Source organism: Pseudarthrobacter raffinosi (assembly GCF_023913835.1).
Lineage (GTDB): Bacteria > Actinomycetota > Actinomycetes > Actinomycetales > Micrococcaceae > Arthrobacter > Arthrobacter raffinosi.
Genome location: NZ_JAMXBG010000007.1, coordinates 125,226 through 150,499, shown reverse-complemented (window position 1 = coordinate 150,499; position 25,274 = coordinate 125,226). Strand labels below are relative to the sequence as shown.

Annotated in this window: 18 protein-coding genes and 1 pseudogene; 6 read left to right on the top strand and 13 right to left on the bottom strand. The window is 66.7% G+C overall.

Translation table 11 applies throughout. The features are described from left to right. Positions 1-21: 21 nt before the first annotated feature. From acnA to NG697_RS09155, 3 genes are all read right to left on the bottom strand, one after another. Positions 22-2,832: an aconitate hydratase AcnA gene (gene acnA / locus NG697_RS09165; RefSeq protein ID WP_252600184.1), complete on the bottom strand. Its 2,811-nt coding sequence runs from the start codon at positions 2,830-2,832 to the stop codon at positions 22-24. A 152-nt stretch (positions 2,833-2,984) separates the two neighbouring features. Then, positions 2,985-4,409, bottom strand: coding sequence for a class I SAM-dependent RNA methyltransferase (locus NG697_RS09160; protein ID WP_252614044.1), 1,425 nt, complete (start codon positions 4,407-4,409; stop codon positions 2,985-2,987). Next, complete coding sequence (locus NG697_RS09155) at positions 4,406-6,382, bottom strand: APC family permease (RefSeq protein WP_252600182.1); 1,977 nt, start codon at positions 6,380-6,382, stop codon at positions 4,406-4,408. Before NG697_RS09155 ends, NG697_RS09160 begins: the two co-directional genes overlap by 4 nt. A 118-nt stretch (positions 6,383-6,500) precedes the next feature. On the opposite strand from NG697_RS09155, the gene NG697_RS09150 reads away from it, so the two are divergent. Together NG697_RS09150 and NG697_RS09145 are read left to right on the top strand one after the other, a co-directional pair. After that, complete coding sequence (locus tag NG697_RS09150; protein WP_056345371.1) at positions 6,501-7,172, top strand: potassium channel family protein; 672 nt, start codon at positions 6,501-6,503, stop codon at positions 7,170-7,172. Beyond that, the gene (locus NG697_RS09145) at positions 7,172-7,921 is read left to right on the top strand and encodes a potassium channel family protein (RefSeq protein WP_252600181.1); all 750 of its coding nucleotides are present in this window, start codon (positions 7,172-7,174) and stop codon (positions 7,919-7,921) included. The genes NG697_RS09150 and NG697_RS09145 overlap by 1 nt, the downstream gene beginning before the upstream one ends. Here the strand turns inward: NG697_RS09145 and NG697_RS09140 are convergent. From NG697_RS09140 to dut, 4 genes are all read right to left on the bottom strand, one after another. Next, entirely contained in the window at positions 7,888-8,658 is a 771-nt protein-coding gene (locus tag NG697_RS09140) for a DUF3159 domain-containing protein (protein ID WP_252600180.1), read from the bottom strand. The genes NG697_RS09145 and NG697_RS09140 overlap by 34 nt on opposite strands. After that, positions 8,655-9,017, bottom strand: coding sequence for a single stranded DNA-binding domain-containing protein (locus NG697_RS09135; protein ID WP_374209911.1), 363 nt, complete (start codon positions 9,015-9,017; stop codon positions 8,655-8,657). The genes NG697_RS09140 and NG697_RS09135 overlap by 4 nt, the downstream gene beginning before the upstream one ends. Continuing rightward, a complete protein-coding gene (locus tag NG697_RS09130) occupies positions 9,010-9,747 on the bottom strand; it encodes a DUF3710 domain-containing protein (RefSeq protein ID WP_252600179.1) in 738 nt (245 codons plus the stop codon). Before NG697_RS09130 ends, NG697_RS09135 begins: the two co-directional genes overlap by 8 nt. Positions 9,748-9,852: 105 nt before the next feature. After that, positions 9,853-10,395 (bottom strand): dUTP diphosphatase, encoded by a 543-nt coding sequence (gene dut / locus NG697_RS09125; RefSeq protein WP_252600178.1) that lies wholly within the window; start codon positions 10,393-10,395, stop codon positions 9,853-9,855. 115 nt (positions 10,396-10,510) lie between these two features. Between dut and NG697_RS09120 the strand changes: the two genes are divergently transcribed. After that, entirely contained in the window at positions 10,511-10,999 is a 489-nt protein-coding gene (locus NG697_RS09120; protein ID WP_252600177.1) for a DUF3093 domain-containing protein, read from the top strand. Positions 11,000-11,009: 10 nt separating this feature from the next. Here NG697_RS09120 and NG697_RS09115 read toward each other — a convergent pair. Next, a pseudogene (locus NG697_RS09115) lies at positions 11,010-11,234 on the bottom strand (DUF4193 domain-containing protein); the annotation flags it as partial. Between the two features lie 218 nt (positions 11,235-11,452). Here NG697_RS09115 and sepH point away from each other — a divergent pair. Next, a complete protein-coding gene (gene sepH, locus NG697_RS09110) occupies positions 11,453-12,826 on the top strand; it encodes a septation protein SepH (protein ID WP_252614043.1) in 1,374 nt (457 codons plus the stop codon). Between the two features lie 4 nt (positions 12,827-12,830). Here the strand turns inward: sepH and NG697_RS09105 are convergent, their stop codons facing one another. The 3 genes from NG697_RS09105 to NG697_RS09095 form a co-directional block, all read right to left on the bottom strand. After that, positions 12,831-13,997 (bottom strand): alkaline phosphatase family protein, encoded by a 1,167-nt coding sequence (locus NG697_RS09105; RefSeq protein ID WP_252609159.1) that lies wholly within the window; start codon positions 13,995-13,997, stop codon positions 12,831-12,833. Positions 13,998-14,076: 79 nt separating this feature from the next. Then, positions 14,077-14,823, bottom strand: coding sequence for a DUF5998 family protein (locus NG697_RS09100; RefSeq protein ID WP_252600174.1), 747 nt, complete (start codon positions 14,821-14,823; stop codon positions 14,077-14,079). A gap of 42 nt (positions 14,824-14,865) precedes the next feature. Next, positions 14,866-17,550, bottom strand: a complete 2,685-nt coding sequence (locus tag NG697_RS09095) for a bifunctional acetate--CoA ligase family protein/GNAT family N-acetyltransferase (protein ID WP_252600173.1) — start codon at positions 17,548-17,550, stop codon at positions 14,866-14,868. Positions 17,551-17,662: 112 nt separating this feature from the next. Between NG697_RS09095 and NG697_RS09090 the strand changes: the two genes are divergently transcribed. Both NG697_RS09090 and NG697_RS09085 read left to right on the top strand, forming a co-directional pair. After that, positions 17,663-20,173, top strand: a complete 2,511-nt coding sequence (locus NG697_RS09090) for a DNA gyrase/topoisomerase IV subunit A (RefSeq protein ID WP_252609155.1) — start codon at positions 17,663-17,665, stop codon at positions 20,171-20,173. Positions 20,174-20,182: 9 nt separating this feature from the next. After that, positions 20,183-20,701 carry a DinB family protein gene (locus NG697_RS09085; RefSeq protein WP_252600171.1) on the top strand — a complete coding sequence of 173 codons (519 nt, stop codon included), beginning with the start codon at positions 20,183-20,185 and terminating at the stop codon, positions 20,699-20,701. Positions 20,702-20,707: 6 nt separating this feature from the next. Here NG697_RS09085 and cydD read toward each other — a convergent pair whose 3' ends face one another. Both cydD and cydB read right to left on the bottom strand, forming a co-directional pair. Next, positions 20,708-24,196 carry a thiol reductant ABC exporter subunit CydD gene (gene cydD, locus NG697_RS09080; RefSeq protein ID WP_252609153.1) on the bottom strand — a complete coding sequence of 1,163 codons (3,489 nt, stop codon included), beginning with the start codon at positions 24,194-24,196 and terminating at the stop codon, positions 20,708-20,710. Positions 24,197-24,202: 6 nt separating this feature from the next. Further along, positions 24,203-25,252, bottom strand: coding sequence for a cytochrome d ubiquinol oxidase subunit II (cydB, locus tag NG697_RS09075; RefSeq protein WP_252600169.1), 1,050 nt, complete (start codon positions 25,250-25,252; stop codon positions 24,203-24,205). Between the last annotated feature and the right edge of the window lie 22 nt (positions 25,253-25,274).

The window sequence follows — 25,274 nt, the reverse complement described above, 5'->3', positions numbered from 1 at the left end:
CTGCGTGGGTTCAGATTCCGGCTAGTTGGCCGAGATCTGGCGCAGGACGTACTGCAGGATGCCGCCGTTGCGGTAGTAGTCGGCTTCGCCCGGAGTATCGATGCGGAGTACTGCATCGAAGGACTTGGCGGAGCCGTCTTCTGCGGTGGCGGTGACCTTGAGGGTCTTGGGCGTGGTCCCTTCGTTCAGGGCAATAACGCCCTCAACCGAGAAGGTTTCCGTGCCGGTCAGGCCCAGGGTGGCCGCGGACTCGCCAGCCGGGTACTGCAGGGGCAGGACGCCCATGCCGATCAGGTTGGAACGGTGGATACGCTCGTAGCTCTCTGCGACGACGGCCTTGACGCCCAGGAGGGCGGTGCCCTTCGCTGCCCAGTCACGCGAGGATCCGGAACCGTATTCCTTGCCCGCCAGGACCACCAGCGGGGTGCCGGCTGCCTGGTAGTTCTGCGCGGCATCGTAGACATATGCCTGCGGGCCGTCAGCCTGGGTGAAGTCGCGGGTGAAACCACCTTCGACGCCGTCCAGCAGCTGGTTCTTGATGCGGATGTTCGCGAAGGTGCCGCGGATCATGACTTCGTGGTTGCCACGGCGTGAGCCGTAGGAGTTGAAGTCCTTGCGCTGCACACCGTTGGCCAGCAGGTACTGGCCGGCGGGGGTGTCCGACTTGAAGGAACCGGCCGGGGAGATGTGGTCGGTGGTGACCGAATCGCCCAGCTTCAGCAGCACGCGTGCGCCTGAGATGTCCTGGACGGGTTCCGGCTGCGCCTTCATTCCGTCGAAGTACGGGGGCTTCCGGACGTAGGTGGAGTTCGGATCCCAGGCGAAGGTGTCACCGGCCGGCGTGTCGAGCGCCTTCCAGCGTGCATCGCCGTCGAAGACGCCCTCGTAGCCGCGGGCGAACATGTCCTTGTCGATCGAGGAGTCGATGACCTGCTGGACCTCAACCGGGTTGGGCCAGATGTCCTTCAGGAAGACGTCGTTACCGGCTTCGTCCTTGCCCAGGGAATCGGTGTCGAAGTCGAAGTCCATGGAACCGGCCAGGGCGTAGGCAATGACCAGCGGCGGGGAGGCCAGGTAGTTCATCTTCACGTCCGGGTTGATCCGGCCCTCGAAGTTGCGGTTACCGGAGAGCACCGCGGTGACGGAAAGGTCGTTGGCCTGGATGGCCTCGGAGATTTCGGCGTCCAGCGGTCCGGAGTTGCCGATGCAGGTGGCACAGCCGTAACCCACGATGTAGAAGCCGAGCTTCTCCAGGTACGGCGTCAGGCCCGACTTGTTGTAGTAGTCGGTGACAACCTTGGAGCCGGGAGCCACGGAGGTCTTGACCCACGGCTTCGAGGTCAGGCCCTTGTCGACGGCGTTGCGGGCCAGCAGGGCTGCGGCCAGCATCACCGAGGGGTTGGACGTGTTTGTGCAGGACGTGATGGAGGCGATGGATACCGCTCCGTGGTCCAGTTCGAACTCGCGGCCGTCTTCAGTCTTGATGTGCACCGGGTTGGTCGGACGCCCGTGGGCGCCGTTCGCTGCGGACACAACACGGCTGGTCTCGGTGGTGTGCGAGTCGGCGTGCGTGAACGACGGTGCATCCGATGCGGGGAAGGACTCGTCCAGGGACTCGTCCACGCTGCCGTCTTCGATGGCGACGTAGTTGTGGATGTCCTTGCGGAACTGTTCCTTGGCATCCGTCAGCTCAATGCGGTCCTGGGGACGCTTGGGGCCGGAGATGGAGGGAACAACCGTGGACAGGTCCAGCTCGAGGTACTCGGAGAACTTGATCTCGCGGGAAGCATCGTGCCAGAGGCCCTGTTCCTTGGCGTAGGACTCCACGAGCGCCACATTTTCGTCCGAGCGGCCGGTGAGGCGCAGGTAGTCCAATGTGACGTCGTCGATGGGGAACATTGCGGCAGTGGAGCCGAATTCCGGGCTCATGTTGCCGATGGTGGCGCGGTTGGCCAGCGGCACTGCCGCAACACCTTCGCCGTAGAATTCCACGAACTTGCCCACAACACCGTGCTTGCGCAGCTGCTCGGTGATGGTCAGCACAACGTCCGTAGCGGTGGCGCCGGCCGGAATGGACCCGGTCAGCTTGAAGCCCACAACACGAGGGATGAGCATCGAGACAGGCTGTCCCAGCATGGCCGCTTCGGCTTCGATGCCGCCAACGCCCCAGCCCAGGACACCCAGGCCATTGACCATGGTGGTGTGCGAGTCGGTGCCGACGCAGGTGTCCGGGTAGGCCCGGAGGACGCCGTCAATTTCACGGGTCATGACCGTGCGGGCCAGGTATTCGATGTTGACCTGGTGCACAATGCCGGTTCCCGGGGGAACAACCTTGAAGTCGTCGAATGCGGTCTGGCCCCACCGCAGGAACTGGTAACGCTCGCCGTTGCGCTGGTATTCGATCTCCATGTTGCGCTCCAGTGCGCCGGAGTTGCCGAAAGCGTCGATCTGCACGGAGTGGTCAATGACCATTTCCGCCGGAGCCAGCGGGTTGACCCGCTTGGGGTCACCGCCGAGTTCCTTGACCGCTTCACGCATTGTCGCCAGGTCCACCACGCAGGGGACGCCGGTGAAGTCCTGCATGATCACCCGGGCAGGCGTGAACTGGATTTCTGTATCGGGCTGGGCATTGGGATCCCAGCCAGCCAAGGCACGCACGTGATCGGCCGTGATGTTCGCGCCGTCCTCGGTCCTCAACAGGTTTTCAAGCAATACCTTGAGGCTGAACGGAAGGTTTTCTGCACCTTCAACGGAGTTCAACCGGAAAATTTCGTATTCGGTTCCGGCTACATTAAGTTTGCCTTTTGAACCGAAGCTGTCCACTGTGCTCATCGCAGGACTCCTCTCGCAACAGTTTCATCTTTGTCGCGCGGTAGACCGCTTGCTAGTTAGGCAGGCCTAATTAGTGCTGGCCACACAAATTGCAGGAGGTCAGCCGTGAATACGGGGCGCGACGTGGGATTACTACCGCCATCCTAGTAGCATCACTGACCCGGCGTCAGTAACGCCACCGTCTCCAGGTGGTGGGTGTGCGGATAGAGATCGAAGGCCCGCAGGCCCGCCAGGGACCAGCCTGCCTGCTGGAAGTACCCCACGTCCCGGGCAAACGATGCCGGATCACAGGACACGTAGGCGATGGCGCGGGGGCCGGCGGCGATCAGCTGGCTGACCACGGGCTTCCCGGCGCCCGCCCGGGGCGGATCCAGCACGATGGCGTCGAAATTCCGCGGCTTTTGGCGGAGGACACGTTCCACCCGGCCGTGCTCGATCTCCACCTGCGGCGCACCGTGAAGGTTCTTGCGGGCGTCCCGGCTGGTTCCCGGTGCTCCTTCCACCGAGAGAACCGACCCGGTCTCCCCTACCGCGTCAGCCAATGGAGCCGTGAACAGCCCGGCGCCGGCGTAGAGGTCTGCCACCACGGAACCCGGCGCCAGGAATCCGCCATTGTGGAGGAATTCTGTGACGGCCCCCACAAGCGTCCCGGGCGCGTCGCGGTGGATCTGCCAGAAACCCGCGCCCGTAACCCTGTAGTCGTGGCCGGCTGCCGACTCCTGGACCCAGGTCCGGCCACGCAGCTGCGCGACTTCCCCTGTGAGGGGGTCGAACGTGGCCACGGAAACGTCGTCCGGAAGCTGGGCCGCGATGGCACTGAGCCGCTTGGGCTTGGTGCCGGGTGCAGGAGCCAGCAGCACCAGTGGGCGTGAACCGTTCGACGGCGCTGCCACCTCCACGCGTTCGATGCCGGTCAGGTCGAGGTCCCACAAGCGCAGCCGGTTGATGCGCTCCGTTGCGAGCGGCATCTCCCGGACGGCAATGATGTGGTCGGAACGGTGCGCGTGCATGCCAAGTTTGCCGCCCGGAGTCACCGAGAAGCTGGCGCGCGTCCGCCACCCCAGGCCAGTGCCGGCGTCGTACGTTGACTCAGTCTCCAGGCTGGAATCCCGCCCGCCCGCGTCCACAGCCTCCACAGCCTCCACGAGGTTTCCGAGGTCCAGCCCGTCGGGCAGGCGTTCGACGGCGGCGAGGCGCTGAAGCTGTTCGGCCAGTACCGCCGACTTGAGCGCGCGCTGGCGGGTAAGGGAGATGTGGCCGAATTCGGCTCCGCCCACCGGCGGATGTCCGTGGGCCCAGGCGCGGAGGGAGTCAGCCGGACGCCAGAAGTGATCCGCCCGGTCAGGGGAGGCTTCCAGCACCTCCACAACGTCGGCGCGCCAGAACTTGGCAGACTCCCCCGCGTCGGTGAGGCGGACGCGTACCTTTTCGCCGGGGATGCCGTGCCGGACAAAGATAACCCTGCCCTCGTGCCGGGCCACACAGTGGCCGCCGTGGGCCACCGGGCCGACGTCGAGCACCAGTTCGGTGGGGGCTGCCGTGGCAGCTGCGGGGTGGCTCTGGGTCTGGGGGTTCATCGGATATCCTGCATGTTTTTGGCTTCTTCGGACGATTTCAACTGCCACGGGACACTGGCCACCATCACGCCAGGTTCAAAGTGCAGCCGGGTTTTGATACGCAATGCTGTCTGGTTATGGACCAGCTGTTCCCACCATTTGCCGACCACGTATTCAGGGATGTAGACCACGATCAGGTCGCGGGGGGAATCACGGCGCATGTTCTTGACGTATTCCATGATGGGCGTGATGGTTTCCCGGTACGGGCTGGCGAGGACGGTCAGCGGCACGGGGATCTCCAGCTTTTCCCAGTCGGCAACCGTATGCGCGGTTTCCTCTGCATTAATGTCCACCGTGATGGCGTCCAGCCGCGACGGCCGCGAGGCCCGGGCGTAGGCCAGGGCACGCAACACCGGCTTGCGCACGTGGGACACCAACAGTACCGCGTGGACCCGGGACGGCAAGGCACGCGGCGAGGAGTCCTCGTCCACGGCCAGTTCCTTGGCCACGTTGTCATAGTGTGCCCGGATGCTCCACATGATCAGGAACAGGATGAACATGGCCAGCAGCGCGATCCACGCGCCTTGCTGGAACTTGGTGATCAGCACGATCACCAGCACCAGGGACGTCATGCCGAACCCGATGCTGTTGATGGTGCGGGACTTCACCATCCGGCGTCGGGTGGCTTTGTCCTTGGCGAGCTTGAGGTGCCTCCCCCAATGCCGGATCATGCCCAGCTGGCTGAGGGTAAAGGAAATAAAGACGCCCACGATGTAGAGCTGGATCAGTTTGGTGACGTCGCCGTTGAACGCGAGGATCAGCACCAACGCTCCGGCGGCCAGGGCAAGGACACCGTTGCTGAACGCCAGGCGGTCTCCCCTGGTCCGCAGCTGGCGAGGCAGGTAGCCGTCCTGGGCGAGGATGGAGCCAAGTACCGGGAACCCGTTGAACGCGGTGTTCGAGGCGAACACCAGGATTACTCCGGTGGCGGCGACCACGATGAAGAACAGGATTGATCCCGGGCCGAAGATGGTCTGGGCGATCTGGCTGATGGCCGGACTCTGAATGTAATCCTCCGGCAGCGGCAGGCCGTTCATCAGGAATTCCGTCGCCGGATCCAGCACAATATGCACCTTCGTGGCGTTGGCGAGAAAGATGATGCCGGCCAGCATGGACGAGGCGATGACGCCGAGCAGCAACAGCGTGGTGGCCGCGTTCTTGCTCTTCGGTTTCTGGAAGTTCGGCACACCGTTGCTGATGGCCTCAATGCCGGTCAGCGCGGCGGCGCCGGAGGAGAACGCCCGGAGCAGGAGGAAGGCGCCGGCCAGGCCCACCAGCCCTTCGTCGAAACCGGGAGCCGGCACAATCTCGAAGGCCGCCGACGGTGCTTCGCCCAGCTGGCCTGTGGCGGCCTGGAAGACGCCCACCGCTGTCATGCCGAGGATCGCTGCCATAAAAATGTACGTGGGGACAGCGAAAACGCTGCCGGCTTCCTTGATGCCGCGGAGGTTGACGAGGGCAAGGATTACGACGCCGATGGTGGCGAACAGGGTCTGTTGCCCGTGCAGGGACGGCACCGCCGTGGTGAGGTAGGTGGCCGCCGAGGACATCGAGACGGCCACCGTCAGGACGTAGTCCACCAGGAGCGCCGAGGCCACAGTCAGCCCGGAAAACTTGCCCAGGTTTTCGTTGGCGATCTCGTAGTCTCCGCCGCCGGAGGGGTAGGCGTGCACGTTCTGCCGGTAGGACGCCACCACCGTCAGGAGGACCACCATCACGGCCAGGCCCACCCACGGCGAAAAGGCCACGGCACTCACGCCGGCCAGGGCCAGCGTAAGCAGGATTTCATCGGGCGCGTAAGCCACAGATGACAGTGCGTCGGAAGCGAAAACCGGGAGTGCTACCCGTTTGGGGAGCAACGTATGGGCGAGCCTGTCATTCCTGAAGGGCCTGCCCACCAGCACCCGTTTCACGGCATTCAATATAGTCAGCACTCCACAAAGCTAGTCTGATTCCCTGCCCATGTCATGACGGCGTCCGGGCGGATGCAGCACGCGCGCTGCCGGTAGAGTTCTAGCAGCAGCAACAGGCTACGGAAGTTGAGGAGATACGGTGGCGCATTTCGTGATCATGGGATGTGGCCGGGTAGGGGCCACTCTGGCGCATACGCTGGAGGACGCCGGTCATTCCGTCGCCATCATCGACCAGGACGACCGCGCATTCCGCCGGCTCCGGCAGGGCTTCACGGGCCGGAAAGTCACCGGTGTGGGCTTCGACCGGGACACCCTCCAGCAGGCCGGCGTGGCAGAGGCGTACGCCTTCGCGGCCGTTTCCAGCGGTGACAACTCCAACATCCTGGCCACCCGCGTGGCGCGCGAGACCTTCCACGTCCCCCACGTTGTGGCCAGGATCTACGATCCCGGCAGGGCAGAAATCTATCAACGGCTCGGCATCCCCACCGTGGCCGCCGTCCGGTGGAGCGCAGACCAGGTCTTGCGCCGCATCCTGCCCGAACAGCATCTCGCCGGTGATTTCCGCGAGCCTTCCGGCCGGCTGGTCCTCGCCGAGGTGGACCTCGACGCCGGCTGGATCGGCCACCGGATCAGCGAGGTCGAAAAAGCTGCCGACATCCGGGTGGCATACCTCACCAGGTTCGGCGAGGGCATGCTTCCGGAAACCGGGACTTCGTACCAGGACGGCGACACAGTCCACGCCATGCTGCCGGTGGACCGCAGTTCCCAGGTCGCCCAGATTCTGGCCAAAGCACCCGCCAAGGAGTTGTAGTGAAAGTTGTTATCGTCGGCGCCGGCAGCGTCGGGTCATCGATCGCCAGGGAACTACTGGCCCACAAGCACGAAATCCTGCTGATCGACCTCAAACCTGAGGTCATCGGACGCAGCGGGCTGCGCGGCGCGCACTGGCTCGTGGGCGACGCCTGCGAGCTCAGCACGCTGCAGGGAGCGAAAGTGGAGGACGCCGACGTCGTTGTTTCAGCCACGGGCGACGACAAGGTGAACCTGGTGGTCTCGCTCCTGGCCAAGACCGAATTCGGCGTGGGCCGCACCGTGGGTCGGGTCAACAACCCCAAAAACGACTGGATGTTCAACGACTCCTGGGGCGTGGACGTTGCCGTCAACACCCCCCAGCTGATGACCGCGCTTGTGGAGGAAGCGGTGGAGATCGGCGACCTGGTCCGGCTCCTGACACTGCAGACCGGCGTCGCTTCGCTGGTGGAGTTCACGGTGCCGCACGATTCGCACGTCATTGGCCTGACGGTGGGCGACATCCATTGGCCCGAGGACGCCACGCTGGTGGCAATCCTCCGGGACCACGCACCCATCACTCCCAGCCGGGATGACGTCATTGATGGCGGGGACGAGTTGTTTTTCGTCACCACCATCGCGGCCGAGGATCAGTTGCGTGCGCTGCTGTCGCCCGAATCAGCGGAGGAGCCGGAGGAGGCCTCCCATGAGCCCGAAGGCGTGCAGCCTGCCGAAACTCAGGCGCTGGAGGACGACGGCCTCGGCGGCTGATCCGACGTCGGGGCGTCGGCGTCCGCCGGTACCGGCCGGGTGACAAGCCACGCGATCCAGACGCCGAGGATATAGAGCGGCGCCCCCATGATCAGGCGGGTCGTGGCCAGGGCGGCGAGTCCGTCCTCGCCCATCAGGTACAGGGGGACCTGAACGATCAGCCGAAGTACCAGGACAGCCACGATGATCCACGTGCCCAGGCGGTAAGCCTTAAGCCGCGCGGGATCCTTGCGCCAGTCCAGCCCTTCGTTGCGGATGATCCCGAACAGCAGGCCGGCCACCGGCCACTTGATCGCGATGGAGATCACCATGGCGAGGATGTAGGCGGTGTTCGTGAAGAAGCCCGGCAGGTAGAAGTCCTCGGCCTTGCCCGTAGTGTTGGCGAGCCAGGCCGAGATTCCCACCCCCACCACGCCGGCGAGGGCCTGGGTCAGCGGGCGCCGCTGGACGAGGCGGACCACCGTAAACACCGCGGCGGAGGCCAGCGCGGCCACCAACGACGGCGTCAGGTCCCGCGTGATGGTAAAGGCGATCAGGAAGACCAGGCCGGGCACAATGCTCTCGGCGATGCCCTGGATTCCTCCGGCGCTCTTGAGGACATCGATCCGGCCGTCATGGGTGCGGTGCAGGCCGGCTTTGGCTGCATAGCCCTCAGCAAGTCCCTTCACCGCGGACGGCTCGGGCTGTTTGGACGGCTCGGGCTGCTTGGACGGCTCGGGCTGCTGGGGCGAGGTCATTCGTTCTCCTGGCGGGAAACTATTTCATAGCGTGGATTGAACATGGTGGGCAGGCCTTGGCTTTGGGACAGCATGCCCTCAAGGCGGACTACGGTCCCGGCCTCGATGCCCGGCACCCTGCGCCGCCCCAGCCAGACCACACGCAGGCGGCCACCCGTTCCCTGTGCCGGTTTGGCGCCCGTCTCGCGAATGTCGGGGTCCGAGACAATGGCGGTGAATGCCGCGTTCCGGTCCGCGGGCATGTAGGTGACCGATTCGATGTGCCCCTGGCACACTACCCTCCCCCGTTCCGGCAGCCGGCTGACCGGCATCCCCGCGTCCGGGGAGGATTCCCGGGGACCTTGGCGGGAATCAGCCAATCTGGGTGGTTTCCGGACCACGTTCGGGGCCCTTGAACTCGGGGGCATTGAATTCGGGGGCACCAGGCGGCGGGGTGACGCTGGCATCCTTGGGCAGCCGCAGCTGAAGCAGGTCCCGGGGCGGCATGGGGCTGTCGCCCCGGATGACCACAATCTTGCGGAAAAGGGACTCAAGCGGTGCCGCAGCCTCGCGCTCCATCGCTGCCGCGCCGCCCAGGACGCCGCGCAGGAACCAACGCGGCCCGTCGATGCCTATGAAGCGCGCCACCCGGTAGCCCTGGCTGCCGTCCTGTGCACCGGCGGGCAGTTTGGCGATCAGTTCGGTTCCGAAGCCACCCTGGACTTCTTCAACCTGCCCGCCCTGGCTTCCCACGGACTGACCGATCTGTTCGCGGATCTCGTCCCACAGTCCCTCGGTCTTGGGAGCAGCAAACGCCTGCAACTGAAGGCTGGAGCCGTTCAGGTCCATGGTCACAGCGACCACGCGCTGGGTGGCTTCCTCAACTTCGAGCCGGAGCTGGAGCCCCTCGCTCGGGGAAATCAGCAGCGCACCGAGGTCAACATATCCCTCGCGGCTGGAGACCTCGGAAACATCAAAGGGGCCCGAAACCCGACGCCCGGCGTCCGCCGAGGCCGTGTCAGCGGAATCCGTTGATTCCACTGAGGCCTGGGATTCGTCCGGGTCGGCCGGATGTTCCTTCTTTGATTTCCTGCCGAGCCCAAAAACCATGGGGATTGTCTCCTTAGTTGTGAAAGTGACTCGCCGGGCCCGGTGGGTACCGTCGGAAGTCTTGCTGCCGCGGGCAACCAACGCTGGTTGCCGCCGTCGGGTGTGTCAGGCGTTTGGCGAGGTGAAGCCGCCGGTGGATCCGAATCCGCCGGCTCCCCGCACCGATTCGCTCAATTCGTTGACGGGGACAAACTGCGCATATTCCACCCGCTGGATCACCATCTGTGCAATTCTATCGCCGCGCCGCAGCTCTATGGCGTTCCTGGAATCGGTGTTGAGGAGGGTCACGGAAATTTCCCCGCGATAACCGGCATCCACAGTGCCGGGCGCATTGACGATAGTCAGCCCATGCTTCGTGGCCAGGCCGGAGCGAGGGTGGATCAGGGCTACAAACCCGTCCGGCAGCGCGATGGAAACACCGGTAGCCACCAGCTTCCGCTCCCCCGGTGCCAGGACCACATCTTCCCGGGTCCGCAGGTCAGCTCCCGCGTCGCCGGGGTGGGCATAGGAAGGTGCCTCCAGCCCGGCGTCGAGCATTTTCAGCTGCACCTGCAGCGTCGGGGCCCCGTAGGCTGCGGCTGCATCCGGTGCAGGGCCGGCCAGCTCATCGTCAGGAACGGTTTCAACAGTGGCAAGTTCGTCAGTCACAGTCACTCACTCTAACGCCCAGCCGCAGTTCCGTCCTAGATTCAACGGGACGTCGCAGGCCAAGACCGGATGAACCCAAGATGAAATAGCCAGCCAAAGGTGGAAAGCTGGTGGCATGCCCGAATCCAGCTCCACCGCGCCCGTCCCTGACGCCCCCTCTGCCGGCACCCCGGCAGTTTTCCGGGAGAGGCTGTGGCCGAACGTCTGGATCTGGATCATCGCGGCAGGGATCTCCGGTGCCGGGATCCTCGTTTTCGCCCCGATCAGCATGGTTGCGGGCTATACGGCGGCCGGCGTCCTGTTCACGATCATTGCTGTCCTGCTCGTGCTGTCCACTCCGACGATCCTTGTCACCAGTGACGCCTTGACGGTAGGACGCGCCACCATTGAGCGCCGCTTCGTCGGCGACGCGGCAGCGTTCCACGGCAAGGACGCCACGGCCCAGCGCGGGACCCGGCTCAACGGCCTCGCCTACCTGTGCATCCGTGGCTGGATCGACCCGGTGGTGCGGATCGAAATCACGGACCCGTCCGACCGGACCCCCTATTGGCTGACGTCGTCCAGGCGGCCCGAGGAACTCACTGCCGCGCTTTCGCGGAAATAGGCACCCCGGATCAGCCCTCGCACTCCTTGCAATAGAAGTGGCCGTCCTTTTCCCGCGCAATCTGTGAACGGTGCCGGACCAGGAAGCACGAGGAACACGTAAACTCGTCCGCTTGTGGAGGCACCACCAGAACCAGCAGCTCCTCGCCGGACAGGTCCACCCCGGGAAGCTCGTAGCCTGCGGCGAGGTCGCTTTCGTCCACATCAACCGCGGCCGTCGGGTTATCTGATCGCCGGGTTTGTGCCCGGCGTGGGCTCATCCTTCCGCATGCACGCGGCAAAATCCAGACTTCCGCGCCGGTGCGGTCCGCTGGCACTGCGCAAACCCCCGCTGCTGACCGCACTGGCGTCCGAAAGTGCCGGAATATCGCGGCGCGCCCTTGCTCCTAACCCAAAAGGGGGCCGGTGAGTGGCAGAGTTTCGATTGATAGTAATGCCAGGGTGGAGGATTTGTATGCAGGATCTACGGCTTGTAGGCGTACACGACGACGGGGAGCATCTCCTGTTGAGCGGTGCCGGCGGCGAGATGTTCCAGCTGCCGATCGATGAAGCACTGCGGACGGCCAGCCGGTCTTCGGCGAAGACGGCTTCCGCGGCTGCGCCCATTGCCATGTCCCCGCGGGACATACAGTCTCGGATCCGCTGCGGTGCCACCGCAGCGGAGGTGGCTGAGCTTTCCGGGCTTCCCCTCGCAAAGGTCGAGCGGTATGAGGGCCCGGTCCTTGCCGAGCGGGAGTATGTAGCGCAACAGGCACGGAAGGTGGAAGTGGCTTCGCCCTCCCCCGGCCATGACACCTACCGCTCCATTTTCGGCGACCACCCGGCTTCCCTCCACGACATGGTCAACCACCGGCTCTCAGCCCACGGGATTGAACCTTCCACCGTGGAGTGGGATTCGTGGCGGCGCCAGGACGGCAATTGGACCGTGGTGGCCCGTTTTGAAGCCAAAAAGGACGGCACCTCCGGCATCGGGGAAGAGCCGCCTGCGCAGTGGACGTTCAGTCCGGCCCGCAAGTCGCTGCAGAACGCCAACCGCTGGGCCCAGCAGCTCAGTGAGCTGGAACCGCTGGACGGTCCCGTTCCGGCCCGCCGTCTCACTGCCGTCACGGACCGCCCGTTTGACTTTGAAACCGACGCGGAAGCAGCGGCCGCCCGAAATTCGACCGGCCCGCAGGCCGTCCCGCAGGCCAGGGAATCTGACGGTCTCCTGGATATGCTCCGTTCACGCCGCGGCCAGCGTCTGGGTGTCGACGAAGACGCGGACGACGCCCTGGCGCTGTTGCTGACCCACGGCGTGCCCGCTGCCCATCCACGTCCCTCGGAGGTGGTCCCGGAACCGGATTCCAGGGAGCAGAAGTACCGGGAGCCCGAAATGCGCGAGGCAGCACCTGCCGAGTCCACCGCGCCGGACGACGCCCCGCCCGCCGATCCCCTCACCCGCAAGCGTGATGCGCGGCCGTCAATGCTGTCCAGGCTGAGCCTCATCCCGCCGCACCGGGACTCCGAGGACGATGACGTCCTGAAACTGCACGACGGCGTCAGCACCGACACGAGGGAAGTCACCATTGTGGCGTCCCCGCTTCGTCCCGCAGGGCAGGGTGCCCCCGGCGAGACAGCTCCGGGGCGTCCCGCGCCGAACGTGGGCCTGGACGAACTGCTGGGCGGCGGCAGCCCGCGCAGGGCGGCCTACGCGGCCGGCACCGATGACGCAGGATCGGGCCAGCACCACGACCATGACGCGGACCAGCCTGAACGGCAGCCCGCAAAACCGAAGCGGTCCACGGTTCCCAGCTGGGACGAGATCGTCTTCGGGACCAAGCGGGACTGACGCCTCAGCGTCGCCGTGGCTTGCCTTCGGCCTTAAAGCACAGCAGGGGTACTTCGCGTTCCGCTTTGGTCAGCGAGCCGTGCTGGCCCACCACCTCCATGGCGGCTGGGCGCCCGCGGCGGGTGTCGTAGAGGGCCAGCGCGTCCCGCGCTGCAATCATGATGTCGCCAATCCGGGGCCCGACGGCCGGGCGCAGTGTCCCGAACAGCCCGGCGGCGATGGCATCCTCCCGCGTAAAGGCCCAGATCCTGTCGCCGAAACGGGCACGCCACGCGCCCAGCAAGCGCTCCCGGCCCGCGGCGTCTGCCGGATCCTCAAGGTAGAGATGTACCATCCGGGGCTCCCCCGCCGTATGCCGCACGCCGTCAACAAGCGACGCGTCCGCGGCGAAGTCGATCCGCTGCTGTTCCGGGACGTCGAGCATCCCGTGGTCCGCGGTGAGCAGGACGGTGGTCCCGGCCGGGAGCGACGCGTGGAGCCGTTTGACGGTTGCGTCAAGCTCTTCGAGCTGGTGTTCCCACTGTTCGGACTGGCAACCGTGCCGGTGGCCGGCCTTATCCAGTTCGTTGACGTAGAAGTACATCAGGGACTTCCCGGCTGTGTCCATGGCTTCGGCGGCGGCTTCTGTGCGCGCGTGGGCCGTCACGGCTGAGACGAAATTCCCGCCGCGGAGGGCCGCCTGCGTCATGGGCGAGTTGCCGAACTGCGGCAGGCTGACCGTGGTCACACTAACTGAATCGGCAGCCCGTTCGAGGACGGTAGGAAACGGCTGCCACTCAGTGGGGTCCACCTTGGCATCCCAGTTGCCGAGCATGTTGACGACTTTGTCCTGGTCCGGGTCCAGGACGTCATAGCCCACCATTCCGTGCTGGCCGGGCGGGAGTCCCGTGCCGAAGCTGGCCAGGGCAGCGGCCGTGGTTGAGGGGAACGTGGAGTCCAGCCAGACGGGAACTTCCCCCTGCCCGGACTGCATCACGGAGCGCAGGAAGGGCGTGTGGGCAGACTTCTGTTTGAGCAGGTTCCGGCCCAGGCCGTCGACCAGGACCACGCAGACGCGCGACGCCGGCGGAAGGCCCAGGGAGTTCGTGAAACCTTCTACCCCGAGGCTGGCCGCCGCGCTGGTGAGGACATCCCCGATGGACCGCCGGCCAAAGGCAGGCGCGGGCGGCATTCTAAGCTGCGGGGCGGCCCCCTGCGAAACCGCTGCGGAAGAGACTGAGGAGACTGTTGCTTTCCCTTGGTCCGGCATCTCAGCGCTGCTGGTGCCCGCGGCTGAGCCGGTTTCCGAACACACCCGTCCGGGGCCGGGGCTGGAGCGTCTGGCCGGCGTGCGGCACGGGAGCCGTGGAACCGGTGTTCACGGCCCGCAGGGCGCGGGCAAAGAGTTTGGCGTCCTGGACGGCCTGCGGACCGTCGGCTTCGGCGCTGATCCGCAGGACGATGTCCTCCTGGGCAATGGTGCCGCTGTAGCCGTGGTCTGCCTCGCATTGCGGGTCTCCGCAGCTGGCGGGGCCCATGTCCAGCCGCTGGCCGCCGGACCAGGCAATGGCGAGGGTGACTTCCCGGACCGGATCCGAGGGCTTGTAGTCCTGCGGCTGGGAGTACATGTAGCTCAGGACCACGGAGCGGATCTGCGCGACGGGCACGGATTCGGTGGAGATCTGGGCCACGATCTGTTCGCCGGCGTCATCGAGCTGCTGGTCGTCCACGTGGGTGATCACCAGCATGTCTGCGGTCAGGACCAGCACGGTGATGTGGCGGCGGACTTCGGCCCGGTCAAAGTGGGTTTCGAGGTGCACCAGGTGGGCCACGCATTCGCGGCCGTCCAGGGCGTCGTCAACGACGTCAGCCACCAGGCGTGGGTAGAAGCCCGCTTTCTGGAGCGCACCGTCCAGGCTCTGGCCCTGCGGCGTGTGGCTGTGTGAGCTGTGGGGGCGGGTTGCCTGGTTGTCACTGCCGGAGGTGGAAGGCGTCGACTGGGAAGGCTGTGAGCTCATTCCCCCATTTTCACAGATCGGCCGGGGACATGCTAACCGCGGTCAGCCCAGCATGGCCCGGCGGGCACTGTCAGTGCGCTGGGCTGCGTTGCCGATCCGGATATCTGCGGCCAAGATGGACACGCCCTGGGTTCCGCAGAGGACAGGGTTGAATTCCACTAGGGCTATTTCCGGATGGTTGTCCTTCATCCAGGCCAAGCGCCCGGCGACTTCCTCCAAGGCGTCAATATCGACGGCGGGAAGGCCCTGGTAGCCGAAGAGTTTGCGGGCCGCGCGGGGCCCACGGACGAAGTCCTTCACGTCGGCCGCGGACAGCGGAGGCACACGGTGCGCCCAGTCATCCAGCAGGTTGACCGCGTCCCCGGCCAGCCCAAAGGAGACTACCGGCCCCAGCAGCGGATCCTCAATGGCCCGGAACGTGCACGCCTGCCCCACCGCGGCCATGGACTGCACCTCCAGGGCCCGCGAACCGTAAGGTGCCAGCGAGCGCCGCATCTGCGCGATGTTGCGGCGGAGGGAATCCGGATCCTCGATGTCGAGGCGGACTCCGCCCAGGTCGAGGCGGTGGCGAAGTGCCGGGTCGGTGGTTTTGAGCGCGACCGGCCAGCCCAGCCTGCCGGCGGCAGCAACGGCCTCCTCTTCTGAGTCGAAACCTGCGGACGGCAGCACCGCAATGCCGTAGTGCGCCAGCAGCTGGGCCGCGGACGCCGGCTCCAGGGTCTTGAGTTGCTCCCCGTGGACATCGTGGAGAAGCTGATCCAGCAGGATCCGTGCGCTTTCCGGATCGCAGCCTTCGGGTTGGACAAAGTGGCCGGGGTCCCGTGCCACCCACTCCGCGTAGCGCACCACGGCGGCGAGCGCCGCCACAGCCGCACCGGCGTTGGAGAAGCACGGCACTGTCCATCCCTCACTGCCCACCATGCCCTCCACGTAGATGGAGGGGTCAAGGATGCCGGTGAAGGCGGCGACTACCGGTTTTCCGGCGGCGGCCGAGCATTCGGCCAGGACCTCAGCGATATGGTCCACAGTCAGGCCCCGCACCGGCAGCAGGGCGGCCACCACGGCGTGAACGGCGTCGGACGCGAGAGCGTCCTGGAGGCTGCGGCGGAGGGCCGGCAGCGCCAGGGACATCCCGGCGTCGAGATCCACGTCGGTGATGATGCCATCCACGGTCAGGCCGTGCGCCTCGGCGCTGTCCGCCACCACGTTGCCCAGCGCAAGGGAGTTGCTGAAAATGGCCAGCCCTGGCCCCGCCGGGAGCGGCTGGCCGGACACTATCTGCGTGATGTCCATCAGCTGTTCGATGGTCTCGACCCGGATGACGCCGGACTGGCGCATCATGGCGTCCAGCGCACCGGCGGGTGCCTGGGTGGTCCGGACGGCGTGGCCAGGCGGCAGCCGCAGGCCCATGGTTTCAGACTTGGCCACCACCACGGGCTTGGTGCGGGCGAGCCGCCGGACGATCCGGGAAAATTTGCGGGGGTTCCCGATCGACTCCAGGTAAAGGCCCACCGCGGTGGTGTCGGCGTCGTCCTCCCAGAACTGCATCATGTCGTTGCCGGAGACGTCCGCGCGGTTGCCCGCCGACAGGAACGTCGAAAGCCCCAGCCTGCGGCGGTGTGACGCCGCATAGAGGGAAACACCGATCGCCGCCGACTGGCTGAACAGGCCCAGGCCCCCGCGACGCGGCAGTGAGGGCGCCATGGAGGCGTTCAGTCTCACGTCGGGATGGGTGTTCACGATCCCCAGGGAAGCGGGCCCGATCACCCTCATGCCGTTGGCCCTGGCCTTCCGGACCAGGTTGCGCTGGCGGGCGAGGCCGCGTTCGCCGTCGTCCGCGAAGCCCGCGGAGGCGATCACCAGCCCCTTGACCCCGGCCGCAGCGCACTGGTCAACCACGGTGGCCACTTCCTCATACGGAACGGCTATCACAGCGAGCCCCACAGGTTCCGGGACCTCGGAAATCCTGCCGAAGGACATCATTCCGGCGAGCTCCAACGCCTCCGGGTTGATGGCGTAGACCTGCCCGGAGAAGCCGCCTTCGATGATGTGTTCGAGCAGCTGGTACCCCACGGTCCCCCATTTGCGGCTGGCCCCGATGACGGCAATGGACGACGGCGCCAGCAGGTCCCGGACGCTTCTCGCCTCGGCGCGGTGCTCGCGTGATTCCATCACCACCCGGGACTTTTCGGTGGGGTCGATGTTGAACTCCAGGCTGACGACGCCGTCGTCGAAATGGCGTTTGACGTCGTAGCCGGCGTCGGCGAACACCATTAGCATTTTGCGGTTTTCCGGCAGCACTTCGGCGCTGAAGCGGCGGATCCCGATTTCGTGGGCGGCCGCGGCAAGGTGTTCGAGCAGGATTGAGCCGATGCCCCGGCCCTGGTGGGCGTCGGCAATGTTGAACGCGACCTCGGCTTCGAGGGGATCATCCAGCCTGTCGTAGCGGCCGATCCCCAGGATTTCGCCGCCAAAGGTGATCACCAGGGCAACCCGGTCCCTGTAGTCCACTTCGGTGAAGCGCTTGAGCTCCTTGCTGGACAGCCGGGCCTTGAACGCGAAGAAGCGCATGTAGATTGAGTTCTGCGACTGCCCGGCATGGAAAGCCTGGACCGCGTCCGCATCGCTGGGGTGGATGGGCCTCAGATGGGCGGTGCCACCGTCACGGAGCACGACATCGGCTTCCCAATGTTCCGGATATTCGCCGTCCCCGGGCTGATCCACCATAGGCTTAGCCTAACCACAAACTGACGGCGCAGGCCGTGTGCCCGGAGAACTTCCTCCAGACCTGCGCCCAGACCACAGCACCACCAGTAACCCAGAAGGATCCACCAGCCCCATGGCCCGCCGCCAAAGCCCAGCCCCTGCCGGGGACGCACCCCAGGATTTCGTCGAGAACATCGTGGACATCGATGTCACGTCCGAGATGGAAGGCTCCTTCCTGGAGTATGCGTATTCGGTGATCTACTCCAGGGCTCTGCCTGATGCCCGGGACGGGCTCAAGCCGGTCCAGCGCCGGATCCTGTACATGATGAGTGAGATGGGCCTGCGTCCGGACCGCGGCCACGTCAAGAGCGCCCGTGTGGTGGGCGAGGTCATGGGCAAGCTCCACCCCCACGGCGATACCGCCATCTATGACGCCATGGTGCGGATGGCCCAGGACTTCTCGCTGCGCCTGCCGCTGATTGACGGCCACGGCAACTTCGGCTCCCTCGACGACGGTCCCGCGGCCCCCCGGTACACGGAGGCCCGGCTCGCGGCAGCAGCCCTGACGCTGACCGACCACCTCGACGAAGACGTGGTGGACTTTGTCCCCAACTACGACAACCAGCTGACCCAGCCGGATGTCCTCCCGGCCGCGTTCCCCAACCTGCTGGTCAACGGCGCCACGGGCATCGCCGTCGGGATGGCCACCAACATGGCCCCGCATAACCTGGTGGAGGTCATCTCCGCCGCGCGGCACCTGATCGCCCACCCGGACGCGACCCTCGATGACCTCATGCGCTTTGTACCGGGGCCGGACCTGCCAACAGGCGGCCGGATCGTGGGCCTGGACGGCATCCGGGACGCCTACGCCACCGGACGCGGTTCCTTCAAGACCCGGGCGAAGGTGGAGATCGAGCAGCTCTCGGCCCGGCGCACCGGCCTGGTGGTCACCGAGCTTCCCTACATGGTGGGCCCCGAAAAGGTGATCGAGAAGATCAAGGACGCCGTCAATGGCAAGAAACTGACCGGGATCAGTGACATCGTCGATCTGACGGACCGCCAGCATGGCCTGCGCCTGGTCATCGAGCTGAAAAACGGGTTCAACCCGAACGCCGTGCTCCAGCAGCTCTACCGCTACTCGCCGATGGAGGATTCCTTCGGCATCAACAACGTGACGCTGGTGGACGGCCAGCCGCAGACCCTCGGCCTGGTAAAGCTGCTCTCCGTGTACGTGGAGCACCGGATCGATGTGGTGCGCCGGCGGACGTCGTTCCGGCTGGGTAAGAAGAAGGACCGCCTGCACCTGGTGGAGGGCCTCCTGATCGCCATCGTGGACATCGATGAGGTCATCCAGATCATCCGCTCCTCGGATGAGGTGGCGGCGGCCAGGGTCCGGCTGATGTCCATCTACGATCTTTCCGAGATCCAGGCCAACTACATCCTGGAACTGCGGCTGCGGCAGCTGACCAAGTACTCCCGGATCGAGCTTGAAAAGGAGCAGGAGGAGCTGCGCCGCGAGATCGTGGAACTGGAAGCCATCCTCGGCTCCGAGGAGCGGTTGCGCGGACTTGTGTCCTCCGAACTCGGCGAAATCGCCGAAAAATACGGCACTCCGCGGCGGACGGTTCTGCTCGAATCCGAGGCCGTCTCCCCCACCGTGGCGGCAGCCCTGGCGGCCGCCCCCAACGGCAAGGGCCAGGCCGCGCCGCTCGCCCTGGAGATCTCGGACGATCCCTGCTGGGCCATCCTGACGGCGTCGGGCCAGATCGCGCGCACGTCCAACCAGGAGCCCCTCGCCGAGTCCGGGCCGCGGGCCAAGCACGACGTTTTCCGTTCAGTGGTCAAGACCTCGGCCCGCGGGGAAATAGCGGCGGTCACCTCACAGGGCCGGATGCTGCGGCTTCAGGTCATGGACATGCCGGTGCTGCCGCCGATGTCCGGCCTGCCCAACCTCGCCGGCGGTGTTCCGGCCAAGGACTTCATCACGCTGCTGAAGGGTGAAGCGCTGGTGGCGTTCGCCCCGCTGGATGAAGTCCTGGCCATCGGCACCGCCCAGGGTGTGGTCAAGCGGGTCCAGCCCGATTACCCCCTGAACCGCGAGGACTGGGAAGTCATTGCGCTCAAGGACAAGGACGAGGTGGTGGGTGTGGCGTCGGCCGGGTCTGAGGAGACCGAGCTGGTGTTCCTGACCCGTGAGGCTCAATTGCTCCGTTTCAGCGCCGCCAACGTCCGGGCCCAGGGCAGAACGGCCGGCGGCATGGTGGGTATCAAGCTCGGCGCCGGGGACCAGGTGTTGTTCTTCGGGGCGGTCACCGCCGCCGACGACGACGCCGTGGTGGTCACCATTGCCGGCACGAGCGGCGCCCTGCCGGGCACCGCCCCGGGTGCGGCGAAAGTGACGGCCTTCGCCGAATACCCTGCCAAGGGCCGTGCAACAGCCGGCGTTCGCGCCCATAGGTTCCTCAAGGGCGAAGACACGCTGCTGCTGGCGTGGGCCGGGCACGGACCCGCGAAGGCCTCATCGCTCGCCGGTATTGCCAGGTCGCTGCCGCAGGAGCACGGCCGGCGCGACGGTTCGGGGATTCCGCTGTCCCAGGCAGTGGACGCGGTGGGTCCGGCCATGGCCTGGAGCGATCCGTCCTAGACTGCTGCCATGCCTATCATTCCTGATGAAAAGGACTGGACCTGGGTCCTCTCCCGGCCGTGCACCGAGTGCTCCTTCGACGCTTCCACCGCCACACCGGCCACGGTGCCGGGCAGCGTGGAAAACATGCTCCCGCGCTGGCGGGCCGTCCTCCGCCGGCCTGACGTTGCAGAACGCCCGGATGACAGCACGTGGTCGGCGCTGGAATATGCCTGCCACGTCCGCGACGTCTTCACGCTGTTCGACCAGCGGCTGAACCTTATGCTCGACGCCGACGGCGCCCGGTTTGAGAACTGGGACCAGGACCAAACGGCAGTCGACAAGGATTACGCCAATGCCGATCCCGCCGTGGTCAGCGCCGAACTGACGGCCGAGGGCAAGCAGATTGCCGAGTCCTTCGCCGGCGTCCGGGAGTCAGAGTGGGGACGGCGGGGCCTGCGCAGCAACGGTTCCGAATTCACGGTCCTGACGCTGGCCCAGTACTTCCTGCACGACGTCGTCCATCACCTCCACGATGTGGACGGCTGAGGGGACTCAACCCACCAGCGAAGCAGCCGTGCCCGTCCGGGACACCGCCGAGAGCTCCAGCCGGGCGTCATCCGGCTGGATGTCGGCCGGATTGTGGGTGACCATGACCACTGTCCGGTCTTTCAGGCCGGCGCGGAGGTCTGCCAGCATTTCCCGTCCCGACTGTGCGTCCAGATGAGCCGTGGGCTCGTCGAGCAGGATAACCTCGGCCCCCGTCAGCAGGGTCCGCGCCACGGCCAGCCGTTGCCGCTCGCCGCCGCTGAGGAAGGAACCACCCGGCCCGATCCGGGTGTCCAGCCCGGCCGGCAGCCGCGACACCAGGGCGCTGAGGCCGACGGCGGCCAACGCCGCTTCCAGCTCGGCTTCACCGGCGGCAGGCGCACCAGTGGTAGGCGGCGCATCGGTGGTAGGCGGGGCATGGACGCCCAGCATCAGGTTGCCCCGCAGCGTCGAATCGAACAGGTGTGCCTCCTGCGGGCACCAGGCCACCGTGCCGGTCACCGCGGCCCGGCCCGTGGCGGCCGGCAGGAATCCCAGCAGGACGGCGAGCAGCGTGGATTTCCCCGCGCCGGACGGTCCGGTGACCGCCAGCCACGTGCCGGGTCCGGCCGTTGCGGAGACCCCGGAGAACACGGGTTTCCCGCCGGGCCAGGCCGCCCCGACGCCTTCCAGTTCAACCCCCGGGGCGGCACCGGAACGGGCGGGGACAGCATGCAGGCCGTCGCCGGCCCCGGTTTCCGTGGCACCGCCATCCAGCACCCCTGACTCACCGACCCGGCGCATAACGCTGCGTAGCGCCGGGTACTGGCGCACCGCCGTCGTCATCGCCGCGTACGGTTCCACGAGTGCAAGCTGCAGCAGGACAGCAACCGCGGCGGTGGCGGGCTCCATGGTTCCTGCCAGCACCTGGGGTGCGGTCAGAACGGCAGCACCCAAGGCGGCGGTGCCGCAGGCGGCGACGGTGATGGCCTGGCCGAGGCCTTCGGCCCAGGCGGAACGCTGCGATGCCCGGGTGGCCAGGCGGTCCTCGGCGCGCAGCGCGTCCAGGACTGTTGCAGCGATGCCGTTCGCGTGCAGCTCCGCCCGGGCATCCAGCGCGGCGGACGTGCGCCGCAGGACGCCTGCCCGCAGGCTCTGTTCCGCTGTGGCCGAGCGGCGGTCCCCCCACAGGGCGGCGGCCGGCGCCACGAACAGGCTGAAAGCTGCTGCCAAGGCAACGGCCGGCAGCGCGGCAGGCGCCACGAGGGCGGTTGCCACCAGCGTTGAACCGGCCACGGCCAGCGCCGTTGCGGGCGCCAGCACAACCCGCGGCAGCAGGTCCCGGACGGTGTCGACGTCGTCAATCACCGTACCCAGGACGTTGCCGCCCTGTAGGAGCCGCCGCAGTGAGAGTGCCTTGCGGCTCAGTGATTCCCAGAGCCGGCCGCGCAGGCGGGTGAGGGCGCCGAACACGGCATCGTGCAGCAGGAGCCGTTCCCAGTAGCGCAGGACGGCGCGCCCGATCCCAAAGAATCGCACCCCGACGATGGCAGCGAGCAGGTACAGGATGGGCGGCTGTTCGCTGGCCCTGATGATAAGCCAGCCGGAAAGGCCAGACAGGGCAACAGCGAAAAGGGCGGCAAAAGTCCCCACCACGGCGGCGCCGGTGAACCGGCCAGCCACCGGTGCCAGCAGGCCGGCCAGCAGACGGACAGTCCAGCCTGGCCGGGAATCCCCGGCCGCGGGCGTCTGCGTCCTCGCCGGATGACGCCCGGAAATTTCCGGGGCATGCTCTTGCTCCACAATGGCCCCGGTTCCGTCGCACACGGTTCCGGACGGCCCTGTCCCTGCTGACAGCACAGCTCCGTCGGAGGGCGCCGTGATGCCGTGGGCGGAAACAGGCACCAGGTGGTCAGCCAGCTCGCGGGTCTGCTGGTCGTGGGCCACCAGGATGATGGTGACCTGGCCCCGGAGCGCACGGATCGAGTCCTGCACCAGCGCCGCCGACACGCCGTCAAGGTGTGCGGTGGGCTCGTCGAGAAGCAGCAAGGTGGCACCGGACCTGATGCGGGCCAGGCCGCGGGCCAGCGCAACGCGCCGCAGCTCGCCCGGGCTCAGTTCGGCCGGATGGTGGCCGGTGAGGTGGCCGGCAGCCGCAGCGGCCAGACAATCCGTGGCCGTCTCGGCTGCTGCCGGAGTATCTGAGCCCCTTCCGCCACCGAGGTACAGCATGACCTCCTCGAGCACGGAGTCCGCCACCATGACCGGATGCTGCGGGACCCAGGCGACCGCGTCGCGTGCCAGGCCGGAGAGGCGGCCGGAAACTGTGGTTCCGCCGCCGTCGCCGATGGTCCCGGCCAGCACGCCAAGGACGGTGCTTTTGCCGGCGCCGCTGGGACCGTCCAGGGCGGTGATCAGCCCGTGCGGGGCAGTAAACGTTAACGGCCCGACGGCGGGGGCGGACCGTCCGGAGTACGTGACACTGAGGTCGGTGACCGTCACTCCCCCGGACCCGGGCACGGAACACCGGCTGCCGCCGTCGGACGCGGCAGCCTCGCGTCCCTGTGCGGGCAGCGGTTGCGGCTCGGGTGCTTCAGTGACCTTCCTGGTCTCGGCCAGGGCCGCCCGGCCGTCATCACTGGCGTGGTGGGCGGCGCCCAGCTCGCGCAGCGGCAGGTAGCAGTCCGGCGCAAGAATCAGCGCCAGGAGGCCGGCCTCAAGCGGCATGTCGCCGTGCACCAGGCGGACGCCGATGAATACGGCAACCACTGCTACGGAAATGGTTGCGATCAGTTCCAGCGCCAGTGCGGACAGGAATGCGGTGCGCAGCGTCCCCATGGTCCTGGCGCGGTATTCCTCCGAGATCTCCTCTAGGGCCTTGCGCTGCGCGGTGGCACGGCCCAGCCCCACCAGCACGGGAAGGCCCTTGGCCAGTTCCAGCATGTGTGCGGAAAGCCGGGTCAGGGTTTCCTGGGCCTCGCGGACATGGTCCTCGGTATAGCGGCCAATCAGCACCATAAACAGCGGAACGAGCGGAACAGTCAGGACAATCACCACCGCGCTGACCCAGTCCGTGAACAGGATGCGGGCCCCGAGCAGCAGCGGGATCGCGGCGCAGTTCACGAGGGCGGGGAGGAACTGCGTGTAGTAGCTGTCCAGCGCATCAAGCCCGCGCGTAGCCAGGACGGCCAGCCCGCCATCGGCCGGACCGGTGCTCCGAGCACCGTTCCGCAGGGCCCGGGCCAGCAGCTCGGAGCGGAGTTCCTCCTTGATGCCCAGCGCGGCGCGGCGCGCGGCGATGCCCTGGGCCCAGACTGTGGCGGACCTTAGGACAACGCCCGCCAGGCCCCAGGGCAGCTGCTCGGCCCACGACCCGTTCCCGGTGGCCAGCCCGGCCAGCATGGCAGCCACGGCCTGCCCCATCAGGACCAGTGACAGCGCCTTCAGCGCTGCCAGCAGGCCAAGCCAGTAGATGGCGGAGCGGGTGGCCGGTCCGGCCGGAAAGTCTGGGCGCACAGCCGGTCAGCCCTTCGTGGTGAATGCCCGGACAGCAATGGCCGGCAGGAAGCTGTGCGCCGCGGGGATCTGGGACGCGCTGACACGGCGCCGGAACACCCAGTAGGTCCACGCCTGGTAAGTGATCACGAGGGGCAGGCCAACGGCTGCCACCACGCTCATGAGCCCGAGCGTGTAATCGGACGACGACGCGTTGGCAACAGTGAGGTCAAAGGCAGGGTCCAGGGTGGAGGGCAGCACCACCGGGAACACCGCACCGAAGATTGACGCGCTGCCGAGGATGAGGAAGACCCCCATCGCCATAAACGCCCTGCCTTCGGATCCCCGCCGTGCCAGGAACCAAGCGGCTGCTGCGGCAATGACGGCCACGATCACGGCCGCCCAGGTCCACGGCTTGCCCTCCAGGAACTGGATGAAGAGTGCCCAGCCTGCCAAAGGCAGCAGCAGGACCGGAAGCAGCCGGACGAACCAGCGGCGCGCGCGGTGGCGCACGTCGCCGTCGGTCTTCAATGCGAGGAACGCCAGCGCGTGCAGCAGGGAGAACCCCACCACGGCCAGCCCGCCCAGTACGGCGTAACCGCTGAACCACGCGAACGCACCGCCTTCGCGGTCACCGTTCGCGTTCAGCGGCAGGCCGGTGGTGGTCAAGGCCAGGGCAGCGCCGACGCCGAAGGCGGCGAAGAAAGAGCCGAGGGCTATGGCCCAGTCCCAGCGCGACCGCCATATGTCCGTGTCACCCTTGCCGCGGTATTCGAACGCCACGGCACGGAAGATGAGGGCAACCAGCACCACCAGGAGCGGGAGGTAGAGGGCGGAAAACAGCGAGGCGTACCAGAGCGGGAACGCCGCAAACGTTGCGGCTCCGGCCGTGATCAGCCAGACCTCGTTGCCGTCCCAGACCGGGCCGACGGTGTTCAGCAGCACCCGGCGCTCGGTGTTGTTCCGCGCGAAAAGCTTCATCAGCATTCCCACGCCGAGGTCAAAGCCTTCAAGGAAGAGGTAGCCGGTCCAAAGCACCGCGATGACGATGAACCAGATGGTGGGCAGCAGTTCCATGCTCGAGTATCCTCTGCTCTTC

What these genes read in the sequence shown, in the direction of transcription:
- acnA (WP_252600184.1), bottom strand. Translation starts at nt 2,832, where the DNA reads ATGAGCACAGTGGACAGCTTCGGTTCAAAAGGCAAACTTAATGTAGCC.
- NG697_RS09160 (WP_252614044.1), bottom strand. Translation starts at nt 4,409, where the DNA reads ATGAACCCCCAGACCCAGAGCCACCCCGCAGCTGCCACGGCAGCCCCC.
- NG697_RS09140 (WP_252600180.1), bottom strand. Translation starts at nt 8,658, where the DNA reads ATGACCTCGCCCCAGCAGCCCGAGCCGTCCAAGCAGCCCGAGCCGTCC.
- NG697_RS09130 (WP_252600179.1), bottom strand. Translation starts at nt 9,747, where the DNA reads ATGGTTTTTGGGCTCGGCAGGAAATCAAAGAAGGAACATCCGGCCGAC.
- NG697_RS09120 (WP_252600177.1), top strand. Translation starts at nt 10,511, where the DNA reads ATGCCCGAATCCAGCTCCACCGCGCCCGTCCCTGACGCCCCCTCTGCC.
- sepH (WP_252614043.1), top strand. Translation starts at nt 11,453, where the DNA reads ATGCAGGATCTACGGCTTGTAGGCGTACACGACGACGGGGAGCATCTC.
- NG697_RS09105 (WP_252609159.1), bottom strand. Translation starts at nt 13,997, where the DNA reads ATGCCGCCCGCGCCTGCCTTTGGCCGGCGGTCCATCGGGGATGTCCTC.
- NG697_RS09100 (WP_252600174.1), bottom strand. Translation starts at nt 14,823, where the DNA reads ATGAGCTCACAGCCTTCCCAGTCGACGCCTTCCACCTCCGGCAGTGAC.
- NG697_RS09095 (WP_252600173.1), bottom strand. Translation starts at nt 17,550, where the DNA reads ATGGTGGATCAGCCCGGGGACGGCGAATATCCGGAACATTGGGAAGCC.
- NG697_RS09090 (WP_252609155.1), top strand. Translation starts at nt 17,663, where the DNA reads ATGGCCCGCCGCCAAAGCCCAGCCCCTGCCGGGGACGCACCCCAGGAT.
- NG697_RS09085 (WP_252600171.1), top strand. Translation starts at nt 20,183, where the DNA reads ATGCCTATCATTCCTGATGAAAAGGACTGGACCTGGGTCCTCTCCCGG.
- cydB (WP_252600169.1), bottom strand. Translation starts at nt 25,252, where the DNA reads ATGGAACTGCTGCCCACCATCTGGTTCATCGTCATCGCGGTGCTTTGG.